A 26,390-nucleotide genomic window follows, 5' to 3' on the forward strand; every position below is an offset into this window, starting at 1 on the left:
AGCCGCCAGCCGTCAGCCGGACGCCTCGCGCTCGATCCGTTCGCGCAACGCCGCCGCCCGCGGGTCGCCGTAGGCGGCGGTGAGCCCCAGCGCCTCGCGCCGGTGGCTGCGGGCCCGGTCCGGGTCGGACCCGCGCAGCGCGGCGGCGAGGCCGGCCAGGGCCACGGCCTCGTCCCAGCGGTCGCCCAGCTCGCGGTGGACGGCGGCGGCCCGGGCGTAGTGGGCGGCGGCCTCGTCGCTCCGACCCGTCCGCCGGTACGTTTCGCCGGTGCCCTGCCAGGCCAGCGCCTCGCGGCTGCGGTCGCCCACCCGCCGGTGGAGGTCGGCCGAGCGCTGATAGGACTCCAGCGCCTCGCCGAGCCGCCCGCACGCCGCCTGGGCCTCGCCGAGGGTGAGCAGCCAGAAGCCCTCCAGCACCCGGTTGCGCAGGCGCAGGGCGATCTCCACCGCGCGCTCGGCCGTGCGCAGCGCCTCCTCCGTCTCGCCGCGCTCGCGCTGGATGTCGCTCAGGACGCGCAGCGCGTTGCCCTCCCCGCGTTCGCTGTTCAGCGCGCGGTGGGCGGCCAGCGCCTCCTCGACCAGGGCGGCGGCCTCCGCCAGGCGCCCCGCCCGGTAGTGCGTTGACGCCAGGTTGGCGAGCGTGGTGGCCTGCCACCGGTCGTCGCCCAGCTCGCGGAACGCCCGCAGGGCCTCCTCGAAGGCGGCCGCGCCCTCCTCCAGGTGCCTGCCGCGCAGGTGCGCCAGGCCCAGGGCGTTCAGCGACATCGCCTCGCCGAGGCGGTCGCCCAGCTCGCGCCGGATCGCGACCGCCTGCCGATGGTGGGCCAGGCTCTCGCCGTGGCGGTGGCTCTGGGCGTTGGCCTTCCCGATCCGGTCGAGCAGCTCGGCCTCGCCCGCGCGCTCGTCGCCGAGGCGCCGCACGGCCAGCAGGCCGAGGTCCGCGGCCCGAAGCCAGGTGGCGATGGGGCCGGACCGCGTCCAGGCGTCCCAGTGGACGACGGACAACTGCCAGGCGAGACGGTCCAGTCCCGCCTCGGCGGCGGCCCGGGTCGCGGCCAGCAGGTTCGCGTGCTCCCGCTCGGACCAGTCCACGGCCTCGTCGTAGTCGGCCGGGGAGGCGGGCTCCACGGCGGCGTCGCCGCCGCCCGGGTCGAGCCGCAGGCGCGGCGTTACCGAGACCGGGTTGATCCACCGCCGAGCGGCGGCGGCCGAGTGCAGATACCAGCCCAGCACCCGCCGCAGCGCCTCGCCGCGCGACTCGGCCGGCTCCTCCCGCTGCGCCAGGCCGGCGGCGTACGCGCGCAGCAGGTCGTGGAACTCGTACCGGTCGGGCGCGTTCTGCTCCAGCAGGTGGGCGCCGACGAGCGTGTCCAGCGTCTGCCGCGCCTCGACGACGCCCGTCCCCGCGAGGGCCGCCGCCGCGCCCAGGCTGACGTCCGGCCCGGGGTGAAGGCCCAGCAGGCGGAAGAGGCGGGCGGCGGGCTTCGGCAGGGCGCGGTAGGACCACGCGAAGACCGTGCGCACGGCGTCGGTGTCCTCGGCGTCGTCGCCACCCCCGTCGTCCTCGCCCGCGCTCAGCGCGTGCCACAGCGCGGACTCGTCGCGCAACTCGGCGATCAGGTCGTCCAGCCGCATGTGCGGGTGGCTCAGCGCGCGCTCACCCGCGATGCGGAGCGCGAGCGGCAGACCGGCGCAGAGCCGCGCCAGCTCCGCCAGCTTGCCGGCGTCGTCCTGCGGCCGGAACCCGGCCGTGACGGTACGCAGCAACGCCACCGCCTCCGGCTCCGGCAGCGTGCCCAGCGTCAGCCGGTGGGCGCCGTCCCGGACGGACAGCCCCAGCAGCCGGTTGCGGCTGGTGACGAGGGCGAGGCAGCCGGGGCTGCCCGGCAGCAGGGGGCGGACCTGCGCGGCGGTCGCGGCGTTGTCCAGCACCACCAGGACGCGGCGGTCGGCCAGGCAGGAGCGGAAGAGCGCGGCGGCGGCCTCGGGGTCGGCGGGGACGGCGGGCGAGGGGATGCCGAGGGCCGTCAGGAAGCGGTGGAGGACCTCGTGCGGCTGGAGGGGCTGGCCGGGGTCGTACCCCCGGAGGTTCACGTACAGCTGGCCGTCGGGGAACCGGTCCTGGACCTGGTGGGCCCAGCGCAGCGCGAGGGTCGTCTTGCCCGAGCCCGCCGTGCCCGCGATGACGGAGACCGACACCGCCAGCGGGTCGCCGTCGGCGTCGGCGAGCACGGCGGTGAGGCGGTCCAGCTCCTCCGTGCGGTTGACGAAGCCGCGTGCGTCGCCGGGCAGTTGCCGCGGCTTGGGCGCGGCGGGCGGGTCGGCGTGATGGAAGTGCACGCCGCCGATGTCGCGGGCCAGCACCACGTCGCGCGCGGAGCCGGACAGCTCGGAGCGCGTGCTGCCGGCGTTGGCGGTGGTCCCGGTGTTGCCGGTGTTGCCGGCGTTGTCGGCGTTGTCGGTGTTGTCGCCGCCGTGCGATTCCCCGTTTTCCCCGTTGATCGCCTACCCCGCCCTTCCCGTCAGCTCCGGGGACGGCAGCGGCGCGACCTTGCGGTCGAAGTAGGACCGCACGTCCTCGCCCTCCGCGTACAGGCGGCTGATGAACGCCTCGCAGCAGGCGACGAGGTCCGGATCGGTGTAGCGGACCGCGCCGTTGGGGACGCCCTCGTCCGTGTAGCAGACCTCGTAGAGCGTGGCGCCGCCCAGGATGACCAGCTCCGGGAGGAGGCCCGGCGCCTCCAGCGACCTGACCCGCTCGGCGTCCACCACCCGGATCCGCCTGCCGCACTCCGCCTGGATCCGCAGCGAGTGCAGCTCCCACTGCACGTACGGCGTGAAGGGCTCCTCCACGACGCGCACCCGGTGGAAGGCGTACCGGCGGGTGGCGGCCTCCCGCTCCGCCCGCAGCACGCCCTCGCGGCGCGCCGCCATCAGCCGCAGCGCCTCATCCCAGTCGCCGCGGCGCAGCGCCTCGCGGCTGGGGTGGTTCTGCTCCTCGAAGTGCTGGCGTCGCTCCAGCTTCCAGGAGGAACGCCCGACGAGGTGGCTCTCCCGCTCCCGGAAGTCGCTGCGGTAGTCGGGCCGGGCGAGGCGTTCGCCCAGGGCGGGGGCGAGCCCGAAAGCCCTGCAGAGGTCACGCACGTCACGCATGTCACTCATCGGGGATGTCCGGTTTCGCCGCGCTCAGCATGGTCCCGGGGATGATGACGAGGCGTTCGTCCGGGGCGACCGCCACGCCGTCGGGCAGGCGCTCCCGGTACGCGCTCGTGCGGTCGCGGCCGATGATGGCCACGTCCCCGTTGTCGAGCAGCCAGATGTCCGGACACTCGTCGTTGTCGTCGGACGCCTTCAGCTCCTTGGCCGACTTGCCTAACCGCCGTGCGAACGACGCGGCCGGGTCCGGCTCCCAGGGGCGAGCCACGTGCGTCTCCCTCGGCTCGGCTGCGGTGTCTGTTACCCAGGGTATCCGGGGGGCGGCAGGGCGGCTAGCGCCCGGCCGGAGCGCCGCAACGTTGGCGCAATGCGAGCGCCCGGGGGTCGTGGTAACCGGTGGTCAGGCGCAGGGCATCGGCGCGGTTGCGGGCGGCCCGGTCGGGGTCGTCGCCCTCCAGCGCGGCGGCGAGGCCGGCCAGGGCCACCGCCTCGTTCCAGCGGTCGCCCAACTCCCGGTGGACAGCGGCAGCCTGGCCATGGAACGCGGCGGCCTCGTCGCCGCGCCCCATCCGCCGGTACGTGTCGCCCGTGCCGTGCCAGGCCAGCGCCTCGCCGCCGCGGTCGCCCAGCCGCCGGTGAAGGGCGGCCGAGCGCTGGTAGGACGCCAGGGCCTCGCCGAGGAGACCGTCGGCCGCCGCCTGGGCCTCGCCGAGCGCGAGCAGCACCCGTGCCTCCAGCACCCGATCGCGCATCAGCAGCGCCAACTCCACAGCCCGCCGCGCGGCGTTCAGCGCCTCCGCCTCCGCCTCCGCCCCCGCTTCCGCCTCCGCATCCGTGCCGCGCTCTCGCCGGATGGCGCTCAGCAGACCCAGCGCGTCCGCCTCGCCGCCCGGGTCGTCCTCGTCCAACGCCCGGTACGCCGCCAGGGCCGCCGCGCCCCGATCCTCCGCCTCCGCCAGCCGCCCGGCCGCGTGGTACGCCCCGGCGAGGCCCGCCAGAGCCGCCGCCTCCCCGTGCCGGTGGCCCAGCTCGCGGAACGCCGCCAGCGCCTCCTCGAAACTCTCGCGCGCCTCGCGGAGCTGGCGGCGCCGGAGGCGGAGGCGCCCGAGGGCGTTCACCGACCGTGCCTCGCCCAGCCGGTCGCCCAGGGCGTGGCGCAGGCGCAGCGCCTCCCGGTGGCACTCCTCGCCCTCCGCCGGCCGGTGGGCGGCGGCGTGCGCCTCGCCGAGGCAGGCGAGCAGCCACGCCTCGGCGGCGCGATCGCCCAGGCGGCGGACGGCGGCGAGCCCGTCCCGGGCGGCGGCCATCCACTCCCCGACCGGGCCCGAGCGGCGCCACAGGATCCACCCCGCGACGCACAACCGCCAGGCGTGCGCGTCGAGTCCTGTCCGGGCGGCGGCGCGGGCGGCGGCCAGGAGGTTGTGCTGCTCCAGCTCGGACCAGTCCAGTGCCCGGTCGCGCTCGCGCTCGCGGTCGCGGTCGGGGCCGGGGTCGGGAAAGGTCAGCGGCGTTACGCCGTCGGGCGGCGGGCTGTCCAGCGGCAGGCGGGGCTCGGCGGGCACGATCAGGCGTTGCGCGGCGTCGGCGGTGTGGAGGTACCAGTCCAGCACGCGCCGCAGCGCGGCCCCGTCGGCCCTCTCGGCCCTGTCGGGCCCTCCGGCCTGGTCGGCCCCTTCGGCCTGGTCGGGCCCGGGGGCTTCGGCGGTCCCGGCCGGCTGGGCCGGGCCGGCGGCGTCGGCCCGGATCTCGTACCGGTCGGGCGCGGTCTGCCGCAGCAGCAGCGCGCCGACGAGCATGTCCAGATGCTGCCGGGTCCGGGCGATGCCGGTGCCGGCGAGCGCGGCGGCGGCGTTGAGCCCGATGTCCGGGCCCGGGTGGAGGCCGAGGAGCCGGACGAGGCGGGCGGCCGGAGCGGGCAGGCCGGGTGACGCGGGTGTCGCGGGCATCGCCTGCGTGTCCCCCTCGGGCTGGGGCGGCACATCCTCATCTCACCGTAGGAGCGTGCCCATCCGCCCACAAGGCGTGTGCCACGAAACGCCGGTGCGCGTCCCCGTCGTACGCGCCCCGCGCGCCGTCCCGGCGTTGTCATGCCGGCAGGTACTCCCAGCGCGAGCACATCTCGCGCAGCGCGCGGGGCACCTCGTCCGGGCGGGGCAGCGGGCGGCCGGGCTGGATGGTGCCGGAGCGGATCTTCTCGCGCCAGTCGCCCATGCCCTTGGTGAAGGCGCCGTGGTCGTGCCGGCCGTAGGAGATCATGCCGGGCTCCCACGGCACGTCGAGGAAGTCGCAGATGCGGCGGGTCTCGGCGACCGGGTCGGCCGTCAGGTCCTCGTAGCGGACGGTGAGTCCGGGGACGGTGCGGCGGGCGCGCTCCAGCGCGCGCATGTAGCGGAGCGTGTGCGCGACGGCCCGGTTCATGGGACGGCGGGCGGGGTCGGCCTCGTTCCAGGAGCGGGCGATGGCCAGCGGGTGGCGCAGCAGGAAGACGAAGCGGGCGTCGGGCCACGCCAGCGCGAAGCGGTCGGCGACGAAGACGTTGCTCGGGGTCTTCTCCACGATCGTCCGCTTCCCGCTGCGCAGCAGCTCGCGGTGGAGCATCCGGTCCCACAGGATGTGCTCCACGTCGGCGACGCCGTGGCCCAACTCGTCCATGGCGGCGCGGCTGAGGCGGGTGGTGAAGCGGACGGCCAGCCGCCTGACGTGGGTCTCGATGGGGGCGTGGAGCTGCGAGTGGCTGCCGAGCACCACCCGCAGCATGGTGGAGCCGGAGCGGGGCGCGGACAGCACGAAGACCGGGGCGACCAGCAGGCGGTCGGCCGCCGGGTCCACCGGGGGGCGGGCCGCGGCGGCCTTGCCCGTGGTGCCGGCCGCGCCCTCCTGGGGCGCGCGGGTGATGCGCAGGCCCGCGTGGCGTTCGAGGGCGGCGCCGATGCGGTACGCCAGTCCTTGCATGTCAGCACCGTGACACGGGGTGAGGGCCGCCGCCAGCGGTGGGCGGCTGGTCGTGGCAACGGAAGTCCCGGCTGCGGCGACTCACGTACAGCGGGAGCGACCGGGAAGTAGGGAAGTGAGGACCCGTGATGCGTATGAGAGGCAAACCGATGCGGTGGGTGGCGGCGATGGTGGGGGCGGTCGCGTTGCTGACGGGTGCGGGTGCGGGTGCGGGTGCGGGTGCGGGTGCGGCTGCGGGTGCGGGCACGGCGTCCGCTGAGCCCGCGCCCGCTGAGCCCGCGCCCGCCGAGCCCGCGCCCGCGGCGCCGGCACCTGCGGCGGCGCAAGAGCTCCAGGAGATCCAGGACTTCGGCGAGAATCCCACGAACCTGCGGATGTACCTGTACGTCCCGGACACGGTCGCCGAGAACCCGGCCGTCGTGGTGGGCGTGCACTGGTGTCAGGGCAACGCCACCGACTTCTACAACGGCACCCAGTACGCCGCGCTCGCCGACCAGTACGGCTTCATCGTCGTCTACCCCTCGGCCAGCAGCGCGGACGGCTGCTGGGACGTCCACTCCGAGGAGACGCTGACGCACGACGGAGGCGGCGACTCGCTGGGCATCGTCTCGATGGTGGAGCACGTCGTGCAGCAGTACGGCGCCGACGCCGACCGCGTCTTCGCCACCGGGATCTCCTCCGGCGCGATGATGACCAACGTCCTGCTCGGCGCGTACCCCGACGTCTTCCAGGCGGGCTCCGCCTTCGCGGGCGTCCCCTTCGGCTGCTTCGCGGGCCCGGAGACCTGGAACGGCGCATGCGCCACCGGCACCATCACCCACACCCCGCAGGAGTGGGGCGACCTGGTGCGGGCCGCGTATCCCGGCTACGAGGGCCCGCGCCCGAGGATGCAGCTGTGGCACGGGACGGAGGACGACGTCCTCTACTTCCAGAACTTCGAGGAAGAGATCAAGCAGTGGACGGACGTCCACGGCGTGAGCCAGACCCCCACCACGACCGAGCCGGACACGCCGCAGACGGGGTGGACGCGCACCCGCTACGGCGACGGGCAGGTCGAGGCGATCCGCGAGGAGGGGCAGCCGCACAACTTGCAGGTGCTCGCCGACGAGGCGATCCGCTTCTTCGGGCTGAGCTGAGCGGTCTCTTCCCCGGTCGCATTACCCTGACGGTATGCACGAGGAGCAACCGCCCCCCTACCGTCCGGCGACGCTAGCCGTCCTCGCCGGGTGGCTTCGTGAGGCCGAGCCGCGTGAGCAGTGGCGCATGGTGGCCGAGTTCCTGCACGAGTACAAGCACGAGCCACCCGGCGAACGCCTCGCGCTGCTGCGCGAGGAGCCGCCGCCGACCGGGGACGAGAACTGGGACGCCTTCCTCGCCGGGCTCGCGGAGCACCTCGCCGCGAAGGAGGGCAAGGCCGCCGCACCGTGGACGGAGGAGCGGGTACTGCCGCGCTTCTGGCTCCCGTTCAACACCCCCGCTGCGCGTGTGGACGCGGTCGTGCATACGCCGATCGCCTTCAAGCGCCGTGGCGTGCTCATCTCCGAACGCGCGTTGGACGTGGCATGAGCGGCGGACCCGTCCTCGGCCGGAAGGAGATCGAGCAGGCGCTTCGCATGCTCGGTGAACGCCTGGCGCGTCGCGGCGTCACAGCAGAGGTGTACGTCTTCGGGGGCGCGGCGATGGCCCTCGCCTACGACTCCCGCCGCGCCACGCGCGACATCGACGCCGTCTTCGTGCCGCACGGCGTCGTCCTCGAAGAGGCCCGTTCGGGGTAGGCGGAGTGCTGTGCTGCCCTGTCGCTGATCATGGGTGGATGCGTCCGTTGAAGCATGGCTACACCAACCACACCGTCGGCGATGGAGCCGTCGTGAAGAAGACCTATGAGGGTCCGGATGCCGAGCTCAGGCTCGAGCGTGAGCACAAGCTGTTGACCCGGCTCCAGGGACAGCTGCCTGTGCCACCGGTACGCGCGGCGGACGCCCGCACCCTCACGCTCGGCTTCGTGGCCGGTGTGCCCGGCCAGGAGCTGTTGGACGCCGGTCACGCGGCGGCGGTCCTGGAGACATGCGGGGGGCTGCTGCGCCGCATCCACGGGACTGAGGCGAGCGTGCTGGCGGCGGGCGCACACGAGGGGGACAAGGTGCTGGTGCACGGCGACTACGGACCCAACAATCTGCTGCTCGACCCCGTCACCTTCCAGGCCACCGCGGTGGTCGACTGGGAGTTCACCCACCTCGGGGATCCGGTCGAGGACCTGGCCTGGTGCGAGTGGATCGTGCGGATGCACCACCCCGAGCACCGCCACGCGCTCGACCACTTCTTCCACGCCTATGGCAGCGATGTGCCGCCCTGGCCGGTCCGCCAGGCCACCATGCTGGCCAGATGCGAGTCCCTGCGGCAGTTCTGCGACCGCTGGGAGCCGAACGGTCCGGGCGTGACGCAGTGGCGGGAGCGCGCTGCCGCGACAGCGGGCTGGCAGGAGTAGCCCAGATCCCAAGCCCCGCTCCAGCTCGCCCGAGCCGCCTGATCGGCGACGGACATAGCGGGACATCAGGTCGAGGAGGCAGTACCCGGCCGGTGCTCGGCCAGCCAGACCTCGGCGAATGCGACGGCGTCAGCCAGGGAGAACAGCCGAGTCTCGGCCGCACCCACCTTGCCCTGGAACACCGGGTGCTCCTTCTCGAAGGCCGCCCCCAGATCACCGAAGCGCTCATCGCTGATCGAAACATCACGCACGGTAATCCACTGGCGTCCCTGCGGGGTCGTGATCGCGAAGGAGTTATCGACCTGTGGCGCGGGAATCCGGTACTCGGCCAGATGGAACGCCGTGCACTTCGCGAAGCCCACGCCCAGGAGCAGGATCCGCGCCCTTGCTTCCTCCAGCCGGGCGAGCGGGCTTCGCTCGCCGAGCTGGCAGTCCAGCGCGTGGCCGTCCACGATCGCAGCGGCGCGCGGACCCAGGGCCGCGAAAGAGGTCTGCGGATGAGCGCTGCGGACGGCGCCCGGCCAATTGCGGACTGTATCCGGGATGACACCGACATCGCGGGTGGGTGTCGTGCGCGGGTCATAGGGCGGCATCGATGCACGGATATCCGCCCACCATGTCTCGGGCACCGGCGGATTTCCCCATCCCGCCGGATCCGAGTTGTCTCCCGAGAGCGTCGGCACCACCAAAGTCCCGTCGTCACCAAGGGCATCGAGCAGCGCCTGAACAACGGCCTCAGGGCCGCCGCAGACCCAGCCGAGCGAGCTGAGGGAGGAGTGCACGAGCAGGGTCTCACCAGGGAGAACGCCAATCTCACGCAACTCGGCGGCGAGTGACTCGCGCGTACACATCGGGCCGGCCAGGGGCGTCATCGACATAACCGATGATTGTGCACACCCCGAGATCCTCCTACCACTGGTTTTTGGCTCAGGATCGAAAACAGGTGTTTATGCCAAGACGGTCTCCTGGACGACACATTACGGTCTGGCTTCCATGGCCAGTCCCGGCTAGCCGTGCACTCGGCGCACGCGGTACTTGACGTGGGTCACGGACGGCGAGGCGACCACCTTGACCGGCTCCAGGACGGGGTCGCCGGCCTCCTCCGTCAGCAGGCGTTCACCCCGTCCGAGCAGGACGGGGACGATGTGCAGGTACAGCTCGTCCAGCAGCCCGGCCGCCAGGTACTGACGGATCGTCTGCGCGCCGCCCGCGATGGCGACGTCCCGGTCCGGCCCGGCGGCGGCGCGGGCTGCGTCGAGGGCGGCGTGGATGCCGTCGGTGACGAAGGTGAAGGTCGTCCCTCCCGCCATCGTCAGCGGCTCGCGCGGGTGGTGGGTGAGCACGAACACCGGCGCGTGGAACGGCGGCTCCTCGCCCCACCAGCCTCGCCAGGTCTCGTCCCACGCGCCGCGCCCGGGGCTGAACATGTTGCGCCCCATGATGTGCGCGCCGACGTTCTGGGTCACCTCGTCGGTGACCTCGGAGTCGGCCGACTCCTCGCCGCCTGTCATGCCGTGATGCGCGCGCCAGCCGGCGGTCCTGATCACCCATTCGTGGAGGCGTTCGCCGCCCTCGCCCAGGGGGTGCTCCGTGCCCTGGTTCGCTCCGGCGACGAAGCCGTCGAGGGAGATGGAGATGTTGCTCTTGATCTCGGTCATGCCCATAGGACTCGCGCCGGCGGCGTCACTCATCGGTCCGGGGAGCCGGCGGCGGCCCGGCGGTAGCGGTCGGCGAGGGCTTTGAGCTGGTCCGCCAGCTCCGGCGCCTCGGCCGGGTCGACGGTGAAGTCGGTCTCCAGGGCGCCGAGCCAGGCCGCGAGCATCCCCGGGCTGCCGGCCCCGATCGTCAGGCGGCAGGTGCGGTCGTCCACCGCCTCCACCGAGCCGATGCCGGGTGGCAGGCGTTCGGCCACCGCCTCGGCCGGGGCGTGGACCGTGACCCGGGCCTGGTAACGCCAGCCCGCCGAGGCGACGCCGCGCGAGACGTACGCCGCCACGTCCTCATCCGGCAGCGGGCGCGGCGCGAAGCGGGGCCCGGTCGGGGTGCGGGGGTCGGCGACGCGGTCCACGCGGAAGGTGCGCCAGTCGGCGCGGCCGGTGTCCCAGGCCACCAGGTACCAGCGGCGGCCCCAGTTGACGAGGCGGTACGGCTCGACGTCGCGCAGCGCGGCGGCGGCGCCGGCCTCGCGGGTCACGTAGTCGAAGCGGAGGCGTTCGTGGTCGCGGGCGGCGTTGACGATCGTCGTCAGTAGCTCGTAGGAGACCTGCGGGCCGCCCTGGCGGGCGGGGACGGCGGCGGTGTAGGTGGTCAGGGCGTTGACGCGGCGGCGCAGCCGGGGAGGCAGGACCTGCTCCAGCTTGGACAGGACGCGCAGGGAGGACTCCTCGATGCCGGTGACCGAGCCGCCGGCGGCGGTGCGCATGCCGACCGCGACGGCGACGGCCTCCTCGTCGTCGAGAAGGAGCGGGGGCAGGGTGCTGCCCGCGCCCAGCCGGTAGCCGCCGACCGCGCCGCGCGTGGCGTGCACGGGATAGCCGAGGCGACGCAGGCGTTCGACGTCGTTGCGCACGGTGCGGGTGGTGACCTCAAGGCGTTCCGCGAGGTCCGTGCCGCTCCACTCGCGCGGGGTCTGGAGGAGGGAGAGGAGGCGGAGGAGGCGGGCCGATGTTTCCAACATGAGATGAAGTCTGCCAGTGCATTAGGAACGTGCTGTTCCTAATGCACTGCGAGGCTGCTGGGCATGGAGAAGACCAGTGAGAACACGACTGAGAACAGCAGCGGCCGGAAGTGGCTCGGCCTCTTCGCCATCCTGACGGCGATGATCATGAACATCCTCGACTCGACCATCGTCAACGTGGCCGCCCCCTCGATCCAGGCGGACCTCGGCGGCACCGAGTCGAGCCTCCAGTGGATCGCCGCCTCCTACACCCTCGCCCTCGCGGTCGGCCTCCTGACGGGCGGTCGGCTCGGCGACAAGTACGGCCGGCGGCGGATGATGCTGCTCGGCGCGGCCGGGTTCCTCGCCGCCTCCATCGCCTGCGCGCTGGCCTGGTCGCCGGGGGTGCTGGTCGCGGCCCGGGTGGCGCAGGGCCTGTTCGGCGCGGTGATGATCCCGCAGGCGTTCGGGCTGATACGCGACCTGTTCCCGCCGCGTGAGATCGGCAAGGCGTTCGGCGCGCTGGGCCCGGTCATCGGCCTGTCGACGATCGCGGGCCCGATCGTGGCCGGGGCGCTGGTCGACGCCGACATCCTCGGCACCGGCTGGCGGATGGTCTTCCTCATCAACCTGCCGCTGGCGGCGTTCACGCTGCTCGCGGGGCGGGCCGCGCTGCCGACCGCCGGCACGCGGCGGGCGATGCGGCTGGACGGCGTCGGCGCGGTGCTGGCGGGGGCGGGGATGTTCCTGCTGGTCTACCCGCTGGTGCAGGGCCGCGAGCTGGGCTGGCCGTCGTGGCTGGCGGCGGTCGCGGCGGGCTCGGTCGTGGCGTTGGCGCTCTTCGTGCGGCGGCAGGTGCGGCGCAAGCGGGCCGGTGAGACGCCGCTGGTGGAGCTGAGCGTGCTCGCGAAGCGCTCGTACACCTCGGGCGTCGGGTTCGTGATCGTGTTCTTCGGCTCGATCGTCGGCTTCTCGCTGACCACCGGGTTCCTGCTCCAGCTCGGCATGGGCCACAGCCCCGTGCGGGCGAGCCTGATGATGGCGCCGTGGGCGGTGGGGGCGTTCCTCGGCTCCGGCTTCGGCGCGGCGATGATGGGGAAGATGGGGCGCCGGATCCTGCACCTGGGCCTGTCGCTGATGGGCGCCGGGCTGGTGGGCGTGTACGCCGTGCTGCGCGGGGCGGGCGACGGGGGGCCGGGCGCCTGGGAGCTGGCCGGGCCGTTCCTGGTCTACGGCTTCGGCATGGGCATGATCTTCGTGCCGCTCTTCGACATCATCATGGGCGAGATCCGCGACCACGAGGTGGGGTCGGCGTCCGGGCTGCTGGAGTCCTTCCAGCAGATGGGGTCGAGCCTGGGGGTGGCGGTGCTGGGCACGGTCTTCTTCTCGGCGGTGGGCGCGCGGCCGGCGACCGGGGAGTTCGTGAACGCCAGCGAGCACGTCACGCTCATCACCCTCGGGCTCACGGCGCTGGCCTTCGCGCTCGGCTTCCTGCTGCCGAGGCGGGCGCGCGAGACGGGGCACGCCGGTCCGGCGGCGGTGGAGGAGCCGGAGGGGGCGGCGGAGGCGGTGCGGGAGCGCGAGCCAGCACTCATCTGACGCGGAGACGTGCGCGCGCCGGGTCCGGGAGCACCGGGCCCGGCGTGCACGTTCTCGCGTGCTCGCTTGCGTGCGTGCGCGCGAGAACGCATTGCGGCCGTGGGGCGTTGGCTGCTTGCGTGGGCGTGTGCCTCTGACGTCCGCGGACACCGCGTACGACCGCGCGGGGCCGGGGCCGGGGCCACGGCCCCGGGGCGACGGCCTGCCCGTCGTCCTCCTCCACGCGGGTCCCCTTCCCGGACGGGTCCTTCGGCACGGTCTTCACCGTCAACTTCTACGGCCTGCTCCGCCAGGCCGAACGCGAGGAGTTCCTCGCCGAGGCCCGCCGCGTGGCCACCGACCTCATCGTCGTCGACCTCCGCGCCGACGGCGGCACCCCCACCGAGGGCCCCGAACACCGCGAGGTCCAGGGCACCCCGTCCGCCATCTTCCGCCGCCGCTTCACCCCCGAGAGCCTGGTCGCCGAGCTGGGCGGCGAACTGGTCTACCGCCGGGACGTACTTCCTCATGGTGCAGGCCGAGCTCCCCTGACTCCGCCACGCGTCGACGGAGCGACAGGGGATATGCACGGCGTCCCCGTCGTCATACGGTGATCATCGCGCGCTCAGGCGTGAGCCGAAGGCTGAGGGAGGCGACCGCATGGCGGGGGTTGGGCGGCTTCGACCGGAGGATCCGCGTGACATAGCCGGTTACGTGCTCCAGGGCCGGCTGGGGGCGGGCGGCATGGGGACGGTGTACCTCTCCGCGACGCGCGGCGGGCAGCCGGTCGCCCTGAAGGCCGTGCACCGCCACCTGGCCGAGGACCCGAGGTTTCGGCGGCGGTTCGAGCAGGAGGTGCGGGCCGCCCGGCGCGTGCGCGGGCGTTACGTGGTGCCGGTGGTGGACAGCAACACCGAGGGCTCCCTGCCGTGGCTGGCCACCGAGTACGTCCCGGGGCCGTCGCTCGCCCAGGCCGTGACCGACCGCGGGCCGCTGCCGCCGGCGACGGCGTTGCGCCTGATGGCGGGCGTTGCCGCCGCGCTGGAGAGCGTCCACGCGGCGGACGTCGTCCACCGTGACCTCAAGCCGGGCAACGTGCTGCTGGCACCGGACGGACCGGCCGTCATCGACTTCGGGATCGCACGGGCGGCCGAGGCCACCGCGCTGACCGGCACCGACACCCGCATCGGCACCCCGGCGTACATGGCGCCCGAGCAGATCAGGGGCGATGCCCCCGCCGTCCCGGCCACCGACGTCTTCGCGCTCGGCCTGACGGCCCATTTCGCCGCGACGGGAACCCACCCCTTCGGGGGCGGCCCGGCCCCGGTCATCCTCTACCGCATCGAGAGCAAGGAGCCCGACCTCGCCGCCTGCCCGGACCCGCTACGGGACATCGTCCGCCGCTGCCTGGCGAAGGACCCGGACGACCGGCCCACGCCGGACGAGGTGGTGACGCTGTGCCGTGACGTGGCCCTCGGGCCGGGCGTGGCGGAGGTGCTTCCCGCCGCCGGATGGCTGCCGGCGGACGCGACCGCCACCACCCCGCTCGCGCCGGCATCGTCTCAGCCGACGCGCACCGCGACGGTCGTCCCGCACTCGGCCGGCATACCCGGAAGCCCTTCGCCGCCTCCCCCCGCCTGGCCGTCGCCGCCCATACCGACGCCGCCGACGCCGCCGTCGCCGCCGACGCCCGGAGCGAGGCGGTGGCGCCGCGGCGCGGGAGCGGGCGTCGCCGGGGTCGCCACCGCTGCGGTCATCGCCCTGCTCGCCTGGTTTCTGACCCTGGGCGGCGACGGGAACGACGATCCCTCCGGTACGGCGGGCAAGGACTCGACCGGCGGGACGGCGGGGAGCCCCTCTCAGCAGGACCCCGCCGCCGAGGAGACGCCGTCGGTGACGGGGGAAACCGTGTTCAGCAACCTGGACAACGGCCTCTGCCTGGACTCCCCCAAGAGCGGAACGGTGAACGGGGGCGAGTGCGACGGAGGCGACTCCCAGCGGTGGGAGGTCTTCGACGACGGGCGCCTGCGCAACGTGGCCACCGGTCGCTGCATCCTCGACGCCGGTTACGTGGCGGCCATACGGGAGTGCGACGAGGGAGGCCACGGAACGCGATGGGAGATGGACGCGCAGATCGGCGCGCTGCGCAACGTGGACACAGAATGGTGCCTCGTCGCCACCCCCAGCGGCGATCTGACGATGCTCGGCTGCAGTAGCGCCGACGCCACGCAGTGGGTGGCCCGCGCACCGCACAACGCCCTGAGCAACGGGCACACCGGCCGCTGCCTGGACGGGCGCGACGGCGTGTCCACCGCCGAGTGCGACCAGGAGAGCGGCTTCCAGCAATGGCGGATGGTCGGAGACGGCAAGCTGCGCAACGTCGCCTACGACCAGTGCCTGAGCAGCGACACCGATGGCGAGGTCTTCCTCGAGGAGTGCGAGAAGAAGCCCGGCGGGTCCGGCGAGTCCCAGGGCTGGTTCTGGCACGGCGAGGACAGAAACGGCCCTATGGGCACCGACGACAGCGACGGATGCCTGGACGGCGAGTCGAGAGGAGAGGTGTACCTGTACTCCTGCGACGGCGGCGACCACCAGCAATGGGAGTCCCTGGGAGACGCCGCCCTCCCCTGAGCCTGCTCGTTCGGGCGGGTTAGGGTCGGCCCATGGAGCAGCACGTCCAGCACGTCACGGTGGTCACGGGCGGAAGCAGGGGAATCGGCGCGGCGGTCGCGGAGCGGCTGGGGCGGGAAGGGCACCGCGTGGCCGTCGGGTTCGTGCGGGACGAGGCCGCCGCCGAGGCCGTCGTGGCCTCGGTGCGGGCGGCCGGGAGCGAGGCCGTCGCCGTGCGCGGGGAGGTCAGCTCCGAGGCCGACGTCGACCGGCTCTTCGACGTCGCGCGGGACAGGCTGGGGCCGGTGACCGGCCTGGTCAACAACGCCGGAGTCACCGGCCCGCTGGGGCGTTTCACCGAGACGCCCGCCGAGGTGATGCGGCGCGTGGTCGAGGTCAACGTCATGGGCGCCCTGCTGTGCGCGAAGCGGGCGGCCCGCGAGATGTCCACCCGCTACGGCGGCTCGGGCGGCTCCATCGTCAACATCTCCTCCGGGGCCGCGACCCTCGGCAGCCCCGACGAGTTCGTCCACTACGCCGCCAGCAAGGCGGCCGTGGACACGCTGACGCTCGGCCTGTCCAAGGAACTGGGCCCGGAGGGCGTCCGCGTGAACTCCGTGCTGCCGGGCGCGATCACCACCGACATGCACGCGACGATGGGCGACCCGGACCGCGCCCACCGCATGGCGGCGGCCGTCCCCCTGCGCCGCCCCGGCACGCCCGAGGAGATCGCCAACGCCGTCGCCTGGCTGCTGTCCGACGAGGCGTCGTATACCACGGGCGCGATCCTGCGCGTGGCGGGCGGGCGTTAGGGCGGCCTGCTGATCACCGCTTCGGGGCCTCGGTCGTCGGCCCGTCGCTGCTGGACTCCGCGCCCGCCATGGCGGCGGCGTACGCCCTGCTGGCACTCCGGCCAACCCTACTCGCGCGTAAAAATCTTGGAAGCACCCCTTGCGTTCTGCGATCCCACGCGCGTCAATGAACATCGCGGACCGCAAGGACAGTTCAGTTCGTCGGTCGTGTCGGCGGAGGCCGGTACGGGAGCAGGCCGCGGCCCCGTACGCTCTCCGGCCGCCGGTGGCACCGCATCGCGCGCGCAGCGCACACGGAGGAGTCCCCCCAACACCGCACCACCCCGGGCGTGGTGGAGCTCTGCCACGCCCTGAACCTCCCGTGCGCCGGACCGTGCGTCGGCGCGGAGCGCGGCACGACCGCAGGACTGCGCACGCCACAAGGCACAAAGCACGAGTCACAGGTAACTCCCCCACACCGAAAGGTAGTTTCCATGCGACGCACCAAGCTCGGGATCGGGTTGGTGACCACCACGGCGGCGTTGGCCGCGGGCGCGTTCGCCCTCGCGCCGGCCGCCACCGCCGTCGAGCCGACGACCGCGACGGTCTCTGCCGACTGCGGCATCTTCGGCTCTGGCGAGGCGACCCTCGAAGCGACCCAGGACGGCACGTCGGCGACCATCACCGTCTCGACCTCGGCCGTCACCGCACCCATCTCCGTCGACGCCGGCACGGTCGACTCGACGCTCACGCTGACGAACGCGGACGGCGAGTCGGTGACCTTCACCGGCAGCGACAACCCGGCGATGGCAGCCGGGGACCCGGTGACGACCGGCCCGCTGACCGGCACGGTCGCGGCGGGCGACGTCCTGGAGGCGGACACCCTGGAGGCCCAGGTGATGGGTCTCGACATCTCCTGCACCGCGACCTCGGCGCAGGACCCGGGGCCGTTCGAGTTCTGACCCCCGAGGGCCGGGCCGGCGACCGTCGGCCCGGCCCCTACACCCACCCCCCAACGCCACGCCGAGACATGCAGGCGGGACAGGGGGCGGCCAGCAGGGACTCCTCCGCGAGCGTCGGATTCAGCCGCTCTGTGAGGGGGAGGGTGCGCGATCCGAGCACGTTCCCGGCGTTGTCCAGCGCGCTGATCCGCCAGGCGTCCTCAGCGCCTGCTTCCTCACCCGCTCCCTCCGGTGGGGTCACCTCGGCGACGGTCTCGAAGCCGGTCTTCGCCACCGTATCCACCACCTCGCCGCCGACCTCGATGCGCCAGCTGTCGACCTCCGTGGCGCCGTTCCAGCTCATGTACAGCTCGCGGGTCCCGTCGGCGTCGGTGTCGGCGTCGGTGTCGGCGTCGGCGTCGCTGTCGCTGTCGGCGTCGGCGTCGGCATCCCTCCAGGCCACGTCGGGCGGGGCGGCCGGGGTGCCGCGCCAGTTCACGGCCCGTTCGGCGCGGTAGGTGTAGACGTCTTCCGGGAAGCTGGCGGTGAACACCGGTTCCGTGCCGGCGAACTCCACGATCTGCCCGCTCGCGCCGTAGGACACCAACTGGTTGCCGTTGGCCACCTTCCGATTGGAGCCCGTGACGGACGAGTACACGCCCTCCTCCGTCCGCAGATCCGTCACCAACTCCGCCGTCATCGTCTCCTCGTCGAGGTCGTAGATCGCGCCGCGCGAGAAATTCCGGCTCTCCTCGCCGTTGTCGAACACCGACAGGCTCCCGTCGGACCGCCGCCGCGCGTCGTGCTGGTTGGCGGGCATGTCGGCGTCGTCGGCGAAGGTGAAGTCGCTGTTCTCGCCTCCGAAGCGCCAGACGATGTCGCCGCTGTCGAGGTCGATCTTGTAGACGGTGCTGGTGTTGCGCGCGCTCATCAGCAGGTCCCCGTCGGTGTCGTACTCCAGCGAGTTGGCGTGCACGTAGTCCGCCAATCCCAGCGTCAGCGGCCAATGCGTCTCGTCGAGCGGAATGTGGTCCAGCGCGCTCCACTCGAAGGTGACCTCGCCGGTCGTGATGTCCTGCTCCTGCACGATGACGTCCAGCACCAGCGCGTCGGCCGGCCCGCCGTACTCGCTCAGGTCGGAGGCGACGGCGTGGTCGCCCAGCATCATGACCCGCGAGCCGTCCCGGCTGAACGCGATGTCGTGCGTGTCGGTGGAGTAACCGGACACGCCGAACGCGGCGATCTCGGTATACGACGAGTCCAGCAGGACGTACTCGTGGCCTCCCTCACCGTCGTCCCGGTACAGGCAGAGGACCGTCTCGCCCTGATAGGTCATCTCGGTGAGATTCCTCCCCGATCCCCACCAGACGAGGTCGCCGCCGTTGTCGTACATGGCATTGGTCATGGAGTCGGGGCCGGTGCCCGGTGAGGCGAACAGCAGGCCGGGGTCCTCCCGCCCGGTCGTGGTCGTGGTCAGCTCGGGGGGCACCTCGGCGGCGATGTCGGGCCGGGATACGAGGCCCTCATCCCCGCCTGCCTCGGCCGGCCGCTCCACGGCCACGGCCTCGGCGGTGGACCCGGCGAACGGCACGGCGAACACCACCGTGGCCAGCATGATGACGGCTCGGGCGGCCGACCGGGTGCGATGGCGACGGCCCGGATTCGGACCTGGATTCCGGGGCACGGGGACTCCTCCTCGTCGAACGAGGTGCGGGCGAAGATACACACAGTGACAAGTATATTACCCAATGCAACGCCTTGTATGCCCGCAGCGAGCCCGGGGGCGGGCAGCTCGCAGCCCCCGGGGATCGCGAGGATCACCCCTCCAGCGGCGCCAGCACCCGGTTCGCCGTCTGCCGGTAGATCACCGACGACCGGAAGGTCACCACCTCCCGCCGCGCCGCCAGGCGGTCCATCAGGAACGCGTGCAGCCGTTCGATGTCCGGCACGGCCACGTGCACCACGATGTCGTCGTCGCCCGACACCACGAACACCGACACCACATCCGGCAGCCCCACCAGGTACGCCTCGAAGCCCGTGATCACCTCCCGGCTCAGCGGCCGCATCTGCACGAAGACCAGCGCCTGGAGCGAACGCCCCACCGCGCGCGGCTCCACGGCCGCGTGATAGCCGCTGATCACGCCGCGCGAGCGCAGCGCCCGCACCCGCTCCAGGCAGGTGGAGGGCGCGATGCCGACCAGGCGGGCCAGCTCGCGGTTGGTCAGCCGTGCATCGCGCTGGAGATGCCCGATGATCGCCGCATCAATGTCGTCCATGGCCGCCATTCTGCACGCCCTTCCGAATATGGTTCGGGCCCGCCTCCACTGCGGCGTATCTCCCTCTAGATTTCCGAGTACATCCCGATCGAGAGGACGCCCCCACCCATGGCGACAGCCGTCACCGTCACCACCGCCGTTGACCACTACGATCGGCTGCTCGCCGAGCACTACACGTGGATGCTCGGCGGCGACGTCCCCGCGCTCGCCGCCGCCGAGCGGGCGTTCCTCTCCCAACTCGGCCTGGAGCACGGCCCGGCCGGCCTCCTCGCCGTCGACCTCGGCTGCGGCCCCGGCCACACCAGCCTCGCCCTTGCCGGGCTCGGCTACGCCCCCGTCTACGCCGTCGACCTGAGCCAGCCGCTCCTGGACGAGCTCGCCACCAACGCCGCCGGCGCCCCCGCCGTCCAGCCGCTGCGCGCCGACCTCCGCAACGCCCTGCCGCAGTACGTCCGCCCGGGCTCCGCCGCGGCCGTCGTCTGCCTCGGCGACACCCTCACCCACCTCCCCACCCGCGGCGATGTCGCCGCCCTGCTCCGCGACATCGCCGACGCCCTCGCCCCCGGCGGCAGGGCCGTCCTCTCCTACCGCGACCTGGCCGTCCCCCTCACCGGCACCGCCCGCTTCCTCCCGGTCCGCGCAACCGAGGACCGGATCATGACCTGCTTCCTCGAATACCCCGACGACTACGCCGACTACACGGTCGTCGTCCACGACCTCGTCCACACCCGCACCGGCCCCGGCGCCGACTGGACCCTCCACACCAGCAGCTACCGCAAGCTGCGCCTCTCCCACGCCTGGGTGCTGGAGCAGTGCCGCAACGCCGGTCTGCGCGTCATCCACGACCGCACCGGCCCGGGCAGCGGCGGGATGCGGACGGTCGTCCTGGAGCGGTAGGCCTCAGGCGAACGGCCCTCCACCGCCGAACGCCCCGCCGCTGTCAGTGCTGGCTCCTACAGTCGGCCGCATGAGCAGCAGCACCCCGACGAAGCAGCCCTCCTCCCTCGCCGCCGTACGGGAGTCGTACGACACGGTGGCCGCCGAGTACGCGAGGCGCTTCACGCTGGCCGAGATCGATCCCGTGGCGCGGGCGATGCTGTCCGCGTTCGCCGACCTCGTGAGGGGATCGGGTCCGGTCGCGGACCTGGGATGCGGTCCCGGCCACGTGACGGCGCACCTGGCAGGGCTCGGCCTGCCATCGTTCGGCATAGACCTGTCACCGAAGATGATCGAGCTGGCGCGCCAAACCCACCCCGAGATGCGGTTCCGCGTGGGCTCGATGACCACCCTCGACATCCCGACCGCCGAACTCGGTGGCATCCTGGCGTTCTTCTCCACCCACCACACACCCCCCGAGTGGCTGCCCGTCGTCTTCGCCGAGTTCCACCGCACCCTCGCCCCCGGCGCGTGCCTGATGCTCGGCACCCACGTCGGCGACAACGAGCGCTACCGCCCGGCCACGGCGTACGGCGGCCACCCGGTGTCGTACGAGTCCTATCTGCTGCCGGCCGACCGCACAGCCGAGCTGCTGGAGCGGGCCGGGCTCGTCATCACCGCCCGCCTGGCGCTGGAGCCCGCGGCAGAGGGCAAGAGACCGAGCGCCACCTTCCTGGCCCGCAAGGTGCGGGACTCGGACGGCCGGGTGGAGGAGTGGAACGCGGCCGTGCGAAGGCACCTGGAGGAAGGGTGATGCCGGGGTGCCGGGCCTTGGGCCCGCGACCCCGGTAGGTCACGGGCCCGGCGGAACGTCGGGGATGTCGGGGATGTCGTCGATCCAGGCGTAGCGCGTGCCGCCGCCGTCCGTGGAGCGGAGCTCGTAGAGACCGAGGTCTCGGTCCTCCTCGCGGGCGGCCAGGATCAGGGGGAGCACAGCCTGGCCGGTGATGAGGAGGTCGACGGTGCGGCCGTGCCGGGGGCCGCCGTCGTAGCGAACGCGGATCACGTGAGGTGATTCCGGAGACGCGGTGGGCTGAGTCACGCATTCAGACTATCGGGGCACACTGACATCAACTGGCGTCTTACATCGCCCGAATCACCTCCAAAACGGGCAGCGGGCGACGTAGTGCCACTCGATCGAGTGAAGAAAGAGTGGAGACCGACTTTCACGGCGCGGGGCGCATCACCGAGCGCTGGCGGCCGATGCTCGTGATCTCCAGCTCCACCACATCCTCCGGCGCCAGATAGGGGAAGCGGCCCGACAGCGCCACGCCCTGCGGCGTACCGGTGTTGATCACGTCGCCCGGCTCCAGCACCAGGTACTGCGACAGGTGGTGCACCAGCTCCGCCACGCCGAAGATCATGTCGGCCGTCGTCGAGTCCTGCCGGGGCTCGCCGTTGACCCACGAGCGCAGGGTCAGCGCCTGCGGGTCACCCACCTCGTCGGCCGTTACCAGCACCGGCCCCATCGGGTTGAACGTCTCGCAGCTCTTCCCCTTCGACCACTGCCCGCCCGAGTCGTCCAGCTGATAGGTGCGCTCGGAGACGTCGTTGCTGATCGTGTAGCCCGCGACGTGCGTCAGCGCCTCCTCGCGCGACGCCGTGTAGCGGGCACGGCGGCCGATGACGACGGCCAGTTCGACCTCCCAGTCGGTCTTCTTCGAGCCGCGAGGGATGAGCACATCGTCGTACGGGCCCACGACCGTGTTGGGGGACTTGTAGAAGAGGATGGGCTGCTCGGGCGGCTCGGCACCGGACTCGGCGGCGTGGGCGGCGTAGTTCTGGCCGATGCACAGCACGGCGGAGGGGCGCGCGACCGGCGGGCCGATGCGTTCGCCCTCGACGCTGGTCTCGGACAGCGTCGTCGCGTCCGCCAGCAGGCCGGGGTTATCGGCGAGGGCGGCGAGGAAGGCGCCGTCGATGTCGGCGGTGACCGGGCGCAGGTCGTAGTGGCGGGTGCCGTCGGAGGAGGCGAGTACGGGGCGTTCCTGGCCAGGCTGGCCGACGCGCATCAGACGCATGGGGTGTGGCTCCTCGTTTGTTCATGTGTGGTCGTGGGCGGGGTCTAGTGTGCCCTGACCGCGCGCGGATGGCGCCACCGGTGCTGGAGGAGCGGCCACCGCACGGCCGAAGGGCCGCCACGCCACGAAGGTCAACGCCGCCATCACCGCCGCCGAGACCCAGAACGGGCCGGTCACCCCGAGCCAGGCCGCGATCGGCCCGCCGAGCAGCGAGCCCAGCGCCGAGCCGCCCATCGCGAAGAACATGAAGACGCTCTCGACCCGCCCCCGCAGCTCGTCCGGGACCACCCGCTGCCGCAGCGTGCGCTCCACTCCACCCCATACGCCGCCGTGAATCCCGAACGCGACGAACACCGCTCCGGCCACCCACGCCGTGGTGGCCAGGCCCAGCCCGACATGCGTGAGCGTCTCGATCACGAGGCCGACGCGCAGCAGCACCGGGGCGCCGAACCACCCTTGCAGGCGCGGCGCGCACACCGCGCCCGCCAGCCCGCCCACCGCGATCGCGGTCAGGAAGGCGCCGTAGCCGAGCGCGCCCAGGCCCAGCCGCTCCCGCCCGTAGAGGACGAGGATGGAGATGGCGGACATGAGGGTGATGTTCATGAGGCAGAGCGTGAGGGTGAGCATGCGAAGCGCCGGGTGGTGCCACAGCCAGCGCACGCCCTCGGCTATGTCGGATCGGACGGAGCGGCGCTGCGGAGTGCCGGCGTGCGCGGGAGCGGGCGCGGGCCCGGGAGCGGAAGCAGGCCCCGGTGTACGCCGCAGCGCCGCCATCAGGAACGCCGTCAGCGCGTACGTCGCCGCGTTGACGCCGAACGGCAGCGCCGCCGCCCCGACGAAGAGGGCCGCGCCCAGCGGGGGCGCGGCGAAGCGGTTGATGACGAAGTAGACGCCCTGCATGCGGGCGTTGGCGCGCGGCAGGTCCTCGGAGGCGACGACGGACGGGACCAGAGAGTTCCAGGCCGTGTCGGCCAGCGTCTCGCACGTGCCCAGCAGGAACCCGGCCGCGTACACGGCGGGCAGCACCACCGCCGGCTCGCCCTCCCCCGCCAGCACCGCCAGCGCCAGCCCGCCGATCAACGCCGCGCGGACGGCGTTCACGACGACGATCAGCCGGCGCCGGTCGAGGCGGTCGACGAGGACGCCGCTGACGAGGGAGAGGAGCAGCCACGGGAGCTGCTGGACGAAGACGGCCAGGCCGACCAGGACCGGGTCGTCCGTGACGGAGGCGACGAGCAGCGGCGCGGCGGCCGCGAGGAGTCCGTCCGCGAGGTTGGAGACGGCGGCGGCTCCCCACAGCCTGTTGAAATCCCTGCCAAGTCCGGTCACCGGCGCAGGCTATCCGCGCCCCGGTCAAGGCGGCTCGCGCTTTTCCGTCCTCGTGTCAGTCCTCGTGTAAGCCCTCGTGTAAGCCCTCGTGTCAGTCCTCGACTTGCGGCATCTCGCCGACGGTCCGGGAGGGGTCGAGCACGGTGAAGGCGGCCCCCTGCTGGTCCACGACGCTCGCGATCCGGCCGTAGGGGCTGTCCATCGGGCCGTCCGTGACCTGGCCGCCGAGCTTGGTGACGGTGGTGGCGGCGTCGTCGCAGTCGTCGACGGCGAAGCAGATCGCGACGTGCGGGGCCTTGGGGCCCGGCATGCCGGGCCCGAGCGCGAAGCGCCCGGCCACCATGGCGTCGCCGATCTTCCAGATCGCGTAGTCCATGTGCTCGTCGAGCATCCGCTTGGGCGTGATGGTGGGAAAGACGGCCGGGTAGAACGCGTCCACCGCGGCGACGTCGTTGGTGCCGATCTCCACCCAGGCGACGGAGCCGGGCTCCTCCTTCTTCTCGAAGCCCTTGTGGGTGCCGGGCTGCCAGGCGCCGAACACCACGCCGCTGGGGTCCGTGGCCATCAGCATGCTGCCGAACTCGCCCACCTGCATGGGATCCGTCAGAAGCTGCCCGCCGTTGTCCCGGATGCGGGCGGCCGTCGCCTGGATGTCGCTGGTGGAGAAGTAGACCGACCATGCGGCGGGCATGCCCTCCTGCTCCGGCATCTGCGGCATGAGCGCGGCGACGTTCTTGCCGTCGGAGAACGCCTGCGTGTAGCCGCCGTACTCTTTGGCGCCTTCGTCGAAGGTCCAGCCCAGCAGCTCGCCGTAGAACTGCTTTCCGGCTTCCAGGTTCGGGAGCATGGCGTCCGCCCAGCAGGGCGCGCCCTCGGGGATCTCGGGCATGGCGGGTGTCCTCCTTGAGGTAGTTCTTACTACTTTGGTTCGTACATATGTACGTGACCCGCGTCACGTCACGCTAGTCACATCGGCCACGTCCCGCACCCCGGGAAATCGAACATTTGGTCAATTCTTTTCTTTGACGATCGGCGAGTCATCGGCAAGTCACATGAGCGCCGACGCTCGCCGCGCCACAGGAAGGCCAACTCCCGGCAGTGCTTGTCACTTATGGTGCTCATGTGGTCACCTTGCGTAGAACATCGTCGTGTTCGCACGTGGAGATGAAACTGCGATGAGATCGACCCACGAAATGGTCGGAACACTGCTCACCAAGGAGCTCGGAGTGCCCGGAAACGCGCTCGCCCCGCACGCGTCGCTCGAGGAGCTGCGGCTGGACTCGCTCGCCCTGGAAGAGCTGCGCTTTCTCGCGGAGGAACGTTTCGACATCGACCTCACCGACGCCCCCATGACTCCCCGCAACACCGTCAGCGACCTGGTCCGCCTGATCCACCAGCGGGTGAGTCCCGAATGAGCGCGTTCACCGCCGCCGTCACGGGGATCGGGTTGGTCACCGCCGCCGGGGTCACCGCCGCCGAGACCTGGGAGCGCGTGCTCCAGGGGGTGCCGGGCAACGTCGGCCCCATCCCCCAACTCGCCGGTCTCGCCTACGACTTCGGCTACTCCGTCCCGCCGGGCCGCCTCGACGCCGACGCGCTGCTCGGACGTTCGGCCGCGCGCACGATGGAACGTTTCGCCCAACTCGCCGTCATCGCGGCCCGCGAGGCCCTCGACCAGGCGGGCATCAGCACCGAGGACTGGAACGCCACCCGCGTCGCCGTCGTCATCGGCAGCGCCCACGGCGGACTCGACGTCTACGACGACGCGACGGCGATGATGCGCGCCAAGGGTGACCGCCGCGTCTCCCCGATGGTCACGCCGCTCAGCCTGCTCAACCACGCCGCCGCCAGCGTCAGTCTCGACACCGGCGCGCGCGGCCCGAGCATGGGCATGGCCGCCTCCTGCGCCTCGGGCACCTCGGCCATCGGCCACGCCCGCCTGCTGCTGCGGGCCGGGCTGTGCGACATCGCCATCGCGGGCGGCGCCGAGTCGATGCACTCGCGCACCCTCATCGCCTCGGCCATCCGCGCCGGGACCGTCTCCACCCACCGCCACGATCCCGCCGCCGCCTGCCGCCCGTTCGGCGCCGACCGCGACGGCATGGTGATGGGGGAGGGCGCGGGCGTCCTCGTCCTCGAACACCCCGGCCACGCGCGGGCGCGCGGCGCGCGGGTGCTGGCCCGCGTCTGCGGCTACGGCTCGGCCAACGACGCCCACAGCCCGGCCGTCCCGCACCCGGAGGGCGCGGGCCTGGAGCAGGCGCTGCGCACGGCGTTGGCCGACGCGGCCGAGGCGGGTGTGGCGCCGGAGGACATCGGGCACGTCAACGCCCACGGCACCGGCACCGTCGCCAACGACGCCATCGAGGCCGCCGCCCTCCACCGGGTGCTCGGCACGGGCCCGTTGGTCGCGTCGACCAAGGCGGTCACCGGCCACACCCTCGGCGCGGCCGGCGCCATCGAGACGGCGTTGACGGTGCTCGCGCTGCGCGACCAGGTGGTGCCGCCCACCGCCAACCTGGACGCGCTGGACCCGGAGATCCGCGTCACGCTCCAGGCCAAGCGGGCCCGGCCGACGCGGATGACGGCCGCGGTGAAGACCTCACTGGGCTTCGGCGGGCACAACGCGGCGCTGGTGCTGACCCGGTAGCGCGCGGGC

General features: G+C 72.8%; 27 protein-coding genes. 13 read left to right on the forward strand and 14 right to left on the reverse strand.

The genetic code is table 11. From position 1 onward, the window contains the following. Positions 1–12: 12 nt before the first annotated feature. The 5 genes from ACTWQH_RS10420 to ACTWQH_RS10440 form a co-directional block, all read right to left on the reverse strand. A complete protein-coding gene (locus ACTWQH_RS10420) occupies positions 13–2,367 on the reverse strand; it encodes an ATP-binding protein (protein ID WP_443286138.1) in 2,355 nt (784 codons plus the stop codon). Between the two features lie 138 nt (positions 2,368–2,505). Then, a complete protein-coding gene (locus ACTWQH_RS10425) occupies positions 2,506–3,153 on the reverse strand; it encodes a DUF6879 family protein (protein ID WP_443286139.1) in 648 nt (215 codons plus the stop codon). Between the two features lies 1 nt (position 3,154). Then, positions 3,155–3,424, reverse strand: a complete 270-nt coding sequence (locus ACTWQH_RS10430) for a hypothetical protein (protein ID WP_443286140.1) — start codon at positions 3,422–3,424, stop codon at positions 3,155–3,157. A gap of 64 nt (positions 3,425–3,488) precedes the next feature. Then, the gene (locus ACTWQH_RS10435; protein WP_443286141.1) at positions 3,489–5,102 is read right to left on the reverse strand and encodes a tetratricopeptide repeat protein; all 1,614 of its coding nucleotides are present in this window, start codon (positions 5,100–5,102) and stop codon (positions 3,489–3,491) included. 139 nt (positions 5,103–5,241) lie between these two features. Next, entirely contained in the window at positions 5,242–6,108 is an 867-nt protein-coding gene (locus ACTWQH_RS10440) for a sulfotransferase family protein (RefSeq protein ID WP_443286142.1), read from the reverse strand. A gap of 134 nt (positions 6,109–6,242) precedes the next feature. Here ACTWQH_RS10440 and ACTWQH_RS10445 point away from each other — a divergent pair, with 134 nt between their 5' ends. From ACTWQH_RS10445 to ACTWQH_RS10460, 4 genes are read left to right on the forward strand one after another with little or no spacing between them, the layout of a single operon-like run. After that, on the forward strand, positions 6,243–7,244 hold the full coding sequence (locus ACTWQH_RS10445; RefSeq protein WP_443286143.1) for an extracellular catalytic domain type 1 short-chain-length polyhydroxyalkanoate depolymerase: 1,002 nt from the start codon (positions 6,243–6,245) through the stop codon (positions 7,242–7,244). 34 nt (positions 7,245–7,278) lie between these two features. Next, positions 7,279–7,674 carry a hypothetical protein gene (locus ACTWQH_RS10450; protein ID WP_443286144.1) on the forward strand — a complete coding sequence of 132 codons (396 nt, stop codon included), beginning with the start codon at positions 7,279–7,281 and terminating at the stop codon, positions 7,672–7,674. Beyond that, a complete protein-coding gene (locus ACTWQH_RS10455; RefSeq protein WP_443286145.1) occupies positions 7,671–7,883 on the forward strand; it encodes a hypothetical protein in 213 nt (70 codons plus the stop codon). The genes ACTWQH_RS10450 and ACTWQH_RS10455 overlap by 4 nt, the downstream gene beginning before the upstream one ends. Positions 7,884–7,921: 38 nt before the next feature. After that, a complete protein-coding gene (locus ACTWQH_RS10460) occupies positions 7,922–8,593 on the forward strand; it encodes a phosphotransferase family protein (protein WP_443286146.1) in 672 nt (223 codons plus the stop codon). A 65-nt stretch (positions 8,594–8,658) separates the two neighbouring features. Here the strand turns inward: ACTWQH_RS10460 and ACTWQH_RS10465 are convergent, their stop codons facing one another. The 3 genes from ACTWQH_RS10465 to ACTWQH_RS10475 all read right to left on the reverse strand — a co-directional run bounded on the left by ACTWQH_RS10465 (position 8,659) and on the right by ACTWQH_RS10475 (position 11,270). Further along, positions 8,659–9,471, reverse strand: coding sequence for an aminoglycoside N(3)-acetyltransferase (locus ACTWQH_RS10465; protein ID WP_443286147.1), 813 nt, complete (start codon positions 9,469–9,471; stop codon positions 8,659–8,661). A 129-nt stretch (positions 9,472–9,600) separates the two neighbouring features. Next, entirely contained in the window at positions 9,601–10,251 is a 651-nt protein-coding gene (locus ACTWQH_RS10470; RefSeq protein ID WP_443286148.1) for a dihydrofolate reductase family protein, read from the reverse strand. Positions 10,252–10,280: 29 nt separating this feature from the next. After that, positions 10,281–11,270: a helix-turn-helix transcriptional regulator gene (locus ACTWQH_RS10475; protein ID WP_443286149.1), complete on the reverse strand. Its 990-nt coding sequence runs from the start codon at positions 11,268–11,270 to the stop codon at positions 10,281–10,283. A gap of 63 nt (positions 11,271–11,333) precedes the next feature. Here ACTWQH_RS10475 and ACTWQH_RS10480 point away from each other — a divergent pair, with 63 nt between their 5' ends. The 5 genes from ACTWQH_RS10480 (at position 11,334) to ACTWQH_RS10500 (ending at position 17,190) form a co-directional block, all read left to right on the forward strand. After that, entirely contained in the window at positions 11,334–12,848 is a 1,515-nt protein-coding gene (locus ACTWQH_RS10480) for an MFS transporter (RefSeq protein ID WP_443286150.1), read from the forward strand. A 329-nt stretch (positions 12,849–13,177) separates the two neighbouring features. Then, complete coding sequence (locus tag ACTWQH_RS10485; RefSeq protein WP_443286151.1) at positions 13,178–13,441, forward strand: hypothetical protein; 264 nt, start codon at positions 13,178–13,180, stop codon at positions 13,439–13,441. 46 nt (positions 13,442–13,487) lie between these two features. Next, entirely contained in the window at positions 13,488–15,458 is a 1,971-nt protein-coding gene (locus ACTWQH_RS10490) for a serine/threonine-protein kinase (protein ID WP_443286152.1), read from the forward strand. 32 nt (positions 15,459–15,490) lie between these two features. Then, the gene (locus tag ACTWQH_RS10495; RefSeq protein ID WP_443286153.1) at positions 15,491–16,249 is read left to right on the forward strand and encodes a glucose 1-dehydrogenase; all 759 of its coding nucleotides are present in this window, start codon (positions 15,491–15,493) and stop codon (positions 16,247–16,249) included. Positions 16,250–16,722: 473 nt separating this feature from the next. Continuing rightward, positions 16,723–17,190 (forward strand): hypothetical protein, encoded by a 468-nt coding sequence (locus ACTWQH_RS10500; protein WP_443286154.1) that lies wholly within the window; start codon positions 16,723–16,725, stop codon positions 17,188–17,190. Between the two features lie 37 nt (positions 17,191–17,227). Here ACTWQH_RS10500 and ACTWQH_RS10505 read toward each other — a convergent pair whose 3' ends face one another. Both ACTWQH_RS10505 and ACTWQH_RS10510 read right to left on the reverse strand, forming a co-directional pair. After that, entirely contained in the window at positions 17,228–18,784 is a 1,557-nt protein-coding gene (locus ACTWQH_RS10505; protein WP_443286155.1) for an arylsulfotransferase family protein, read from the reverse strand. 202 nt (positions 18,785–18,986) lie between these two features. Further along, a complete protein-coding gene (locus ACTWQH_RS10510; protein WP_443286156.1) occupies positions 18,987–19,445 on the reverse strand; it encodes an Lrp/AsnC family transcriptional regulator in 459 nt (152 codons plus the stop codon). A 108-nt stretch (positions 19,446–19,553) separates the two neighbouring features. Here ACTWQH_RS10510 and ACTWQH_RS10515 point away from each other — a divergent pair, with 108 nt between their 5' ends. Further along, positions 19,554–20,342 carry a class I SAM-dependent methyltransferase gene (locus tag ACTWQH_RS10515; RefSeq protein WP_443286157.1) on the forward strand — a complete coding sequence of 263 codons (789 nt, stop codon included), beginning with the start codon at positions 19,554–19,556 and terminating at the stop codon, positions 20,340–20,342. 70 nt (positions 20,343–20,412) lie between these two features. Then, positions 20,413–21,135 (forward strand): class I SAM-dependent DNA methyltransferase, encoded by a 723-nt coding sequence (locus ACTWQH_RS10520; protein WP_443286158.1) that lies wholly within the window; start codon positions 20,413–20,415, stop codon positions 21,133–21,135. 39 nt (positions 21,136–21,174) lie between these two features. Here the strand turns inward: ACTWQH_RS10520 and ACTWQH_RS10525 are convergent, their stop codons facing one another. The 4 genes from ACTWQH_RS10525 to ACTWQH_RS10540 form a co-directional block, all read right to left on the reverse strand. After that, a complete protein-coding gene (locus ACTWQH_RS10525; RefSeq protein WP_443286159.1) occupies positions 21,175–21,423 on the reverse strand; it encodes a hypothetical protein in 249 nt (82 codons plus the stop codon). A 124-nt stretch (positions 21,424–21,547) separates the two neighbouring features. After that, positions 21,548–22,402, reverse strand: a complete 855-nt coding sequence (locus tag ACTWQH_RS10530) for a fumarylacetoacetate hydrolase family protein (RefSeq protein ID WP_443286160.1) — start codon at positions 22,400–22,402, stop codon at positions 21,548–21,550. Between the two features lie 21 nt (positions 22,403–22,423). Then, positions 22,424–23,731: an MFS transporter gene (locus tag ACTWQH_RS10535; protein WP_443286161.1), complete on the reverse strand. Its 1,308-nt coding sequence runs from the start codon at positions 23,729–23,731 to the stop codon at positions 22,424–22,426. A 91-nt stretch (positions 23,732–23,822) separates the two neighbouring features. Further along, complete coding sequence (locus ACTWQH_RS10540) at positions 23,823–24,620, reverse strand: VOC family protein (RefSeq protein WP_443286162.1); 798 nt, start codon at positions 24,618–24,620, stop codon at positions 23,823–23,825. Positions 24,621–24,957: 337 nt separating this feature from the next. Here ACTWQH_RS10540 and ACTWQH_RS10545 point away from each other — a divergent pair, with 337 nt between their 5' ends. Together ACTWQH_RS10545 and ACTWQH_RS10550 are read left to right on the forward strand one after the other, a co-directional pair. Further along, the gene (locus ACTWQH_RS10545) at positions 24,958–25,146 is read left to right on the forward strand and encodes an acyl carrier protein (protein WP_443286163.1); all 189 of its coding nucleotides are present in this window, start codon (positions 24,958–24,960) and stop codon (positions 25,144–25,146) included. Beyond that, positions 25,143–26,381 (forward strand): beta-ketoacyl-[acyl-carrier-protein] synthase family protein, encoded by a 1,239-nt coding sequence (locus tag ACTWQH_RS10550; protein WP_443286164.1) that lies wholly within the window; start codon positions 25,143–25,145, stop codon positions 26,379–26,381. The genes ACTWQH_RS10545 and ACTWQH_RS10550 overlap by 4 nt, the downstream gene beginning before the upstream one ends. The last annotated feature ends 9 nt before the right edge of the window (positions 26,382–26,390 follow it).

Origin of the sequence: Streptomyces sp. 6N223 (assembly GCF_052246635.1) — a bacterium.
Taxonomy (GTDB): domain Bacteria; phylum Actinomycetota; class Actinomycetes; order Streptomycetales; family Streptomycetaceae; genus Streptomyces.

Bases quoted from the DNA above. Each gene is read 5' to 3' on its own strand.
- ACTWQH_RS10425 (WP_443286139.1), bottom strand. From the start codon at position 3,153: ATGCGTGACGTGCGTGACCTCTGCAGGGCTTTCGGGCTCGCCCCCGCC.
- ACTWQH_RS10435 (WP_443286141.1), bottom strand. From the start codon at position 5,102: ATGCCCGCGACACCCGCGTCACCCGGCCTGCCCGCTCCGGCCGCCCGC.
- ACTWQH_RS10440 (WP_443286142.1), bottom strand. From the start codon at position 6,108: ATGCAAGGACTGGCGTACCGCATCGGCGCCGCCCTCGAACGCCACGCG.
- ACTWQH_RS10445 (WP_443286143.1), top strand. From the start codon at position 6,243: ATGAGAGGCAAACCGATGCGGTGGGTGGCGGCGATGGTGGGGGCGGTC.
- ACTWQH_RS10450 (WP_443286144.1), top strand. From the start codon at position 7,279: ATGCACGAGGAGCAACCGCCCCCCTACCGTCCGGCGACGCTAGCCGTC.
- ACTWQH_RS10455 (WP_443286145.1), top strand. From the start codon at position 7,671: ATGAGCGGCGGACCCGTCCTCGGCCGGAAGGAGATCGAGCAGGCGCTT.
- ACTWQH_RS10460 (WP_443286146.1), top strand. From the start codon at position 7,922: ATGCGTCCGTTGAAGCATGGCTACACCAACCACACCGTCGGCGATGGA.
- ACTWQH_RS10465 (WP_443286147.1), bottom strand. From the start codon at position 9,471: ATGTCGATGACGCCCCTGGCCGGCCCGATGTGTACGCGCGAGTCACTC.
- ACTWQH_RS10470 (WP_443286148.1), bottom strand. From the start codon at position 10,251: ATGACCGAGATCAAGAGCAACATCTCCATCTCCCTCGACGGCTTCGTC.
- ACTWQH_RS10475 (WP_443286149.1), bottom strand. From the start codon at position 11,270: ATGTTGGAAACATCGGCCCGCCTCCTCCGCCTCCTCTCCCTCCTCCAG.
- ACTWQH_RS10480 (WP_443286150.1), top strand. From the start codon at position 11,334: ATGGAGAAGACCAGTGAGAACACGACTGAGAACAGCAGCGGCCGGAAG.
- ACTWQH_RS10490 (WP_443286152.1), top strand. From the start codon at position 13,488: ATGGCGGGGGTTGGGCGGCTTCGACCGGAGGATCCGCGTGACATAGCC.
- ACTWQH_RS10495 (WP_443286153.1), top strand. From the start codon at position 15,491: ATGGAGCAGCACGTCCAGCACGTCACGGTGGTCACGGGCGGAAGCAGG.
- ACTWQH_RS10500 (WP_443286154.1), top strand. From the start codon at position 16,723: ATGCGACGCACCAAGCTCGGGATCGGGTTGGTGACCACCACGGCGGCG.
- ACTWQH_RS10505 (WP_443286155.1), bottom strand. From the start codon at position 18,784: ATGCTGGCCACGGTGGTGTTCGCCGTGCCGTTCGCCGGGTCCACCGCC.
- ACTWQH_RS10510 (WP_443286156.1), bottom strand. From the start codon at position 19,445: ATGGACGACATTGATGCGGCGATCATCGGGCATCTCCAGCGCGATGCA.
- ACTWQH_RS10515 (WP_443286157.1), top strand. From the start codon at position 19,554: ATGGCGACAGCCGTCACCGTCACCACCGCCGTTGACCACTACGATCGG.
- ACTWQH_RS10520 (WP_443286158.1), top strand. From the start codon at position 20,413: ATGAGCAGCAGCACCCCGACGAAGCAGCCCTCCTCCCTCGCCGCCGTA.
- ACTWQH_RS10530 (WP_443286160.1), bottom strand. From the start codon at position 22,402: ATGCGTCTGATGCGCGTCGGCCAGCCTGGCCAGGAACGCCCCGTACTC.
- ACTWQH_RS10540 (WP_443286162.1), bottom strand. From the start codon at position 24,620: ATGCCCGAGATCCCCGAGGGCGCGCCCTGCTGGGCGGACGCCATGCTC.
- ACTWQH_RS10550 (WP_443286164.1), top strand. From the start codon at position 25,143: ATGAGCGCGTTCACCGCCGCCGTCACGGGGATCGGGTTGGTCACCGCC.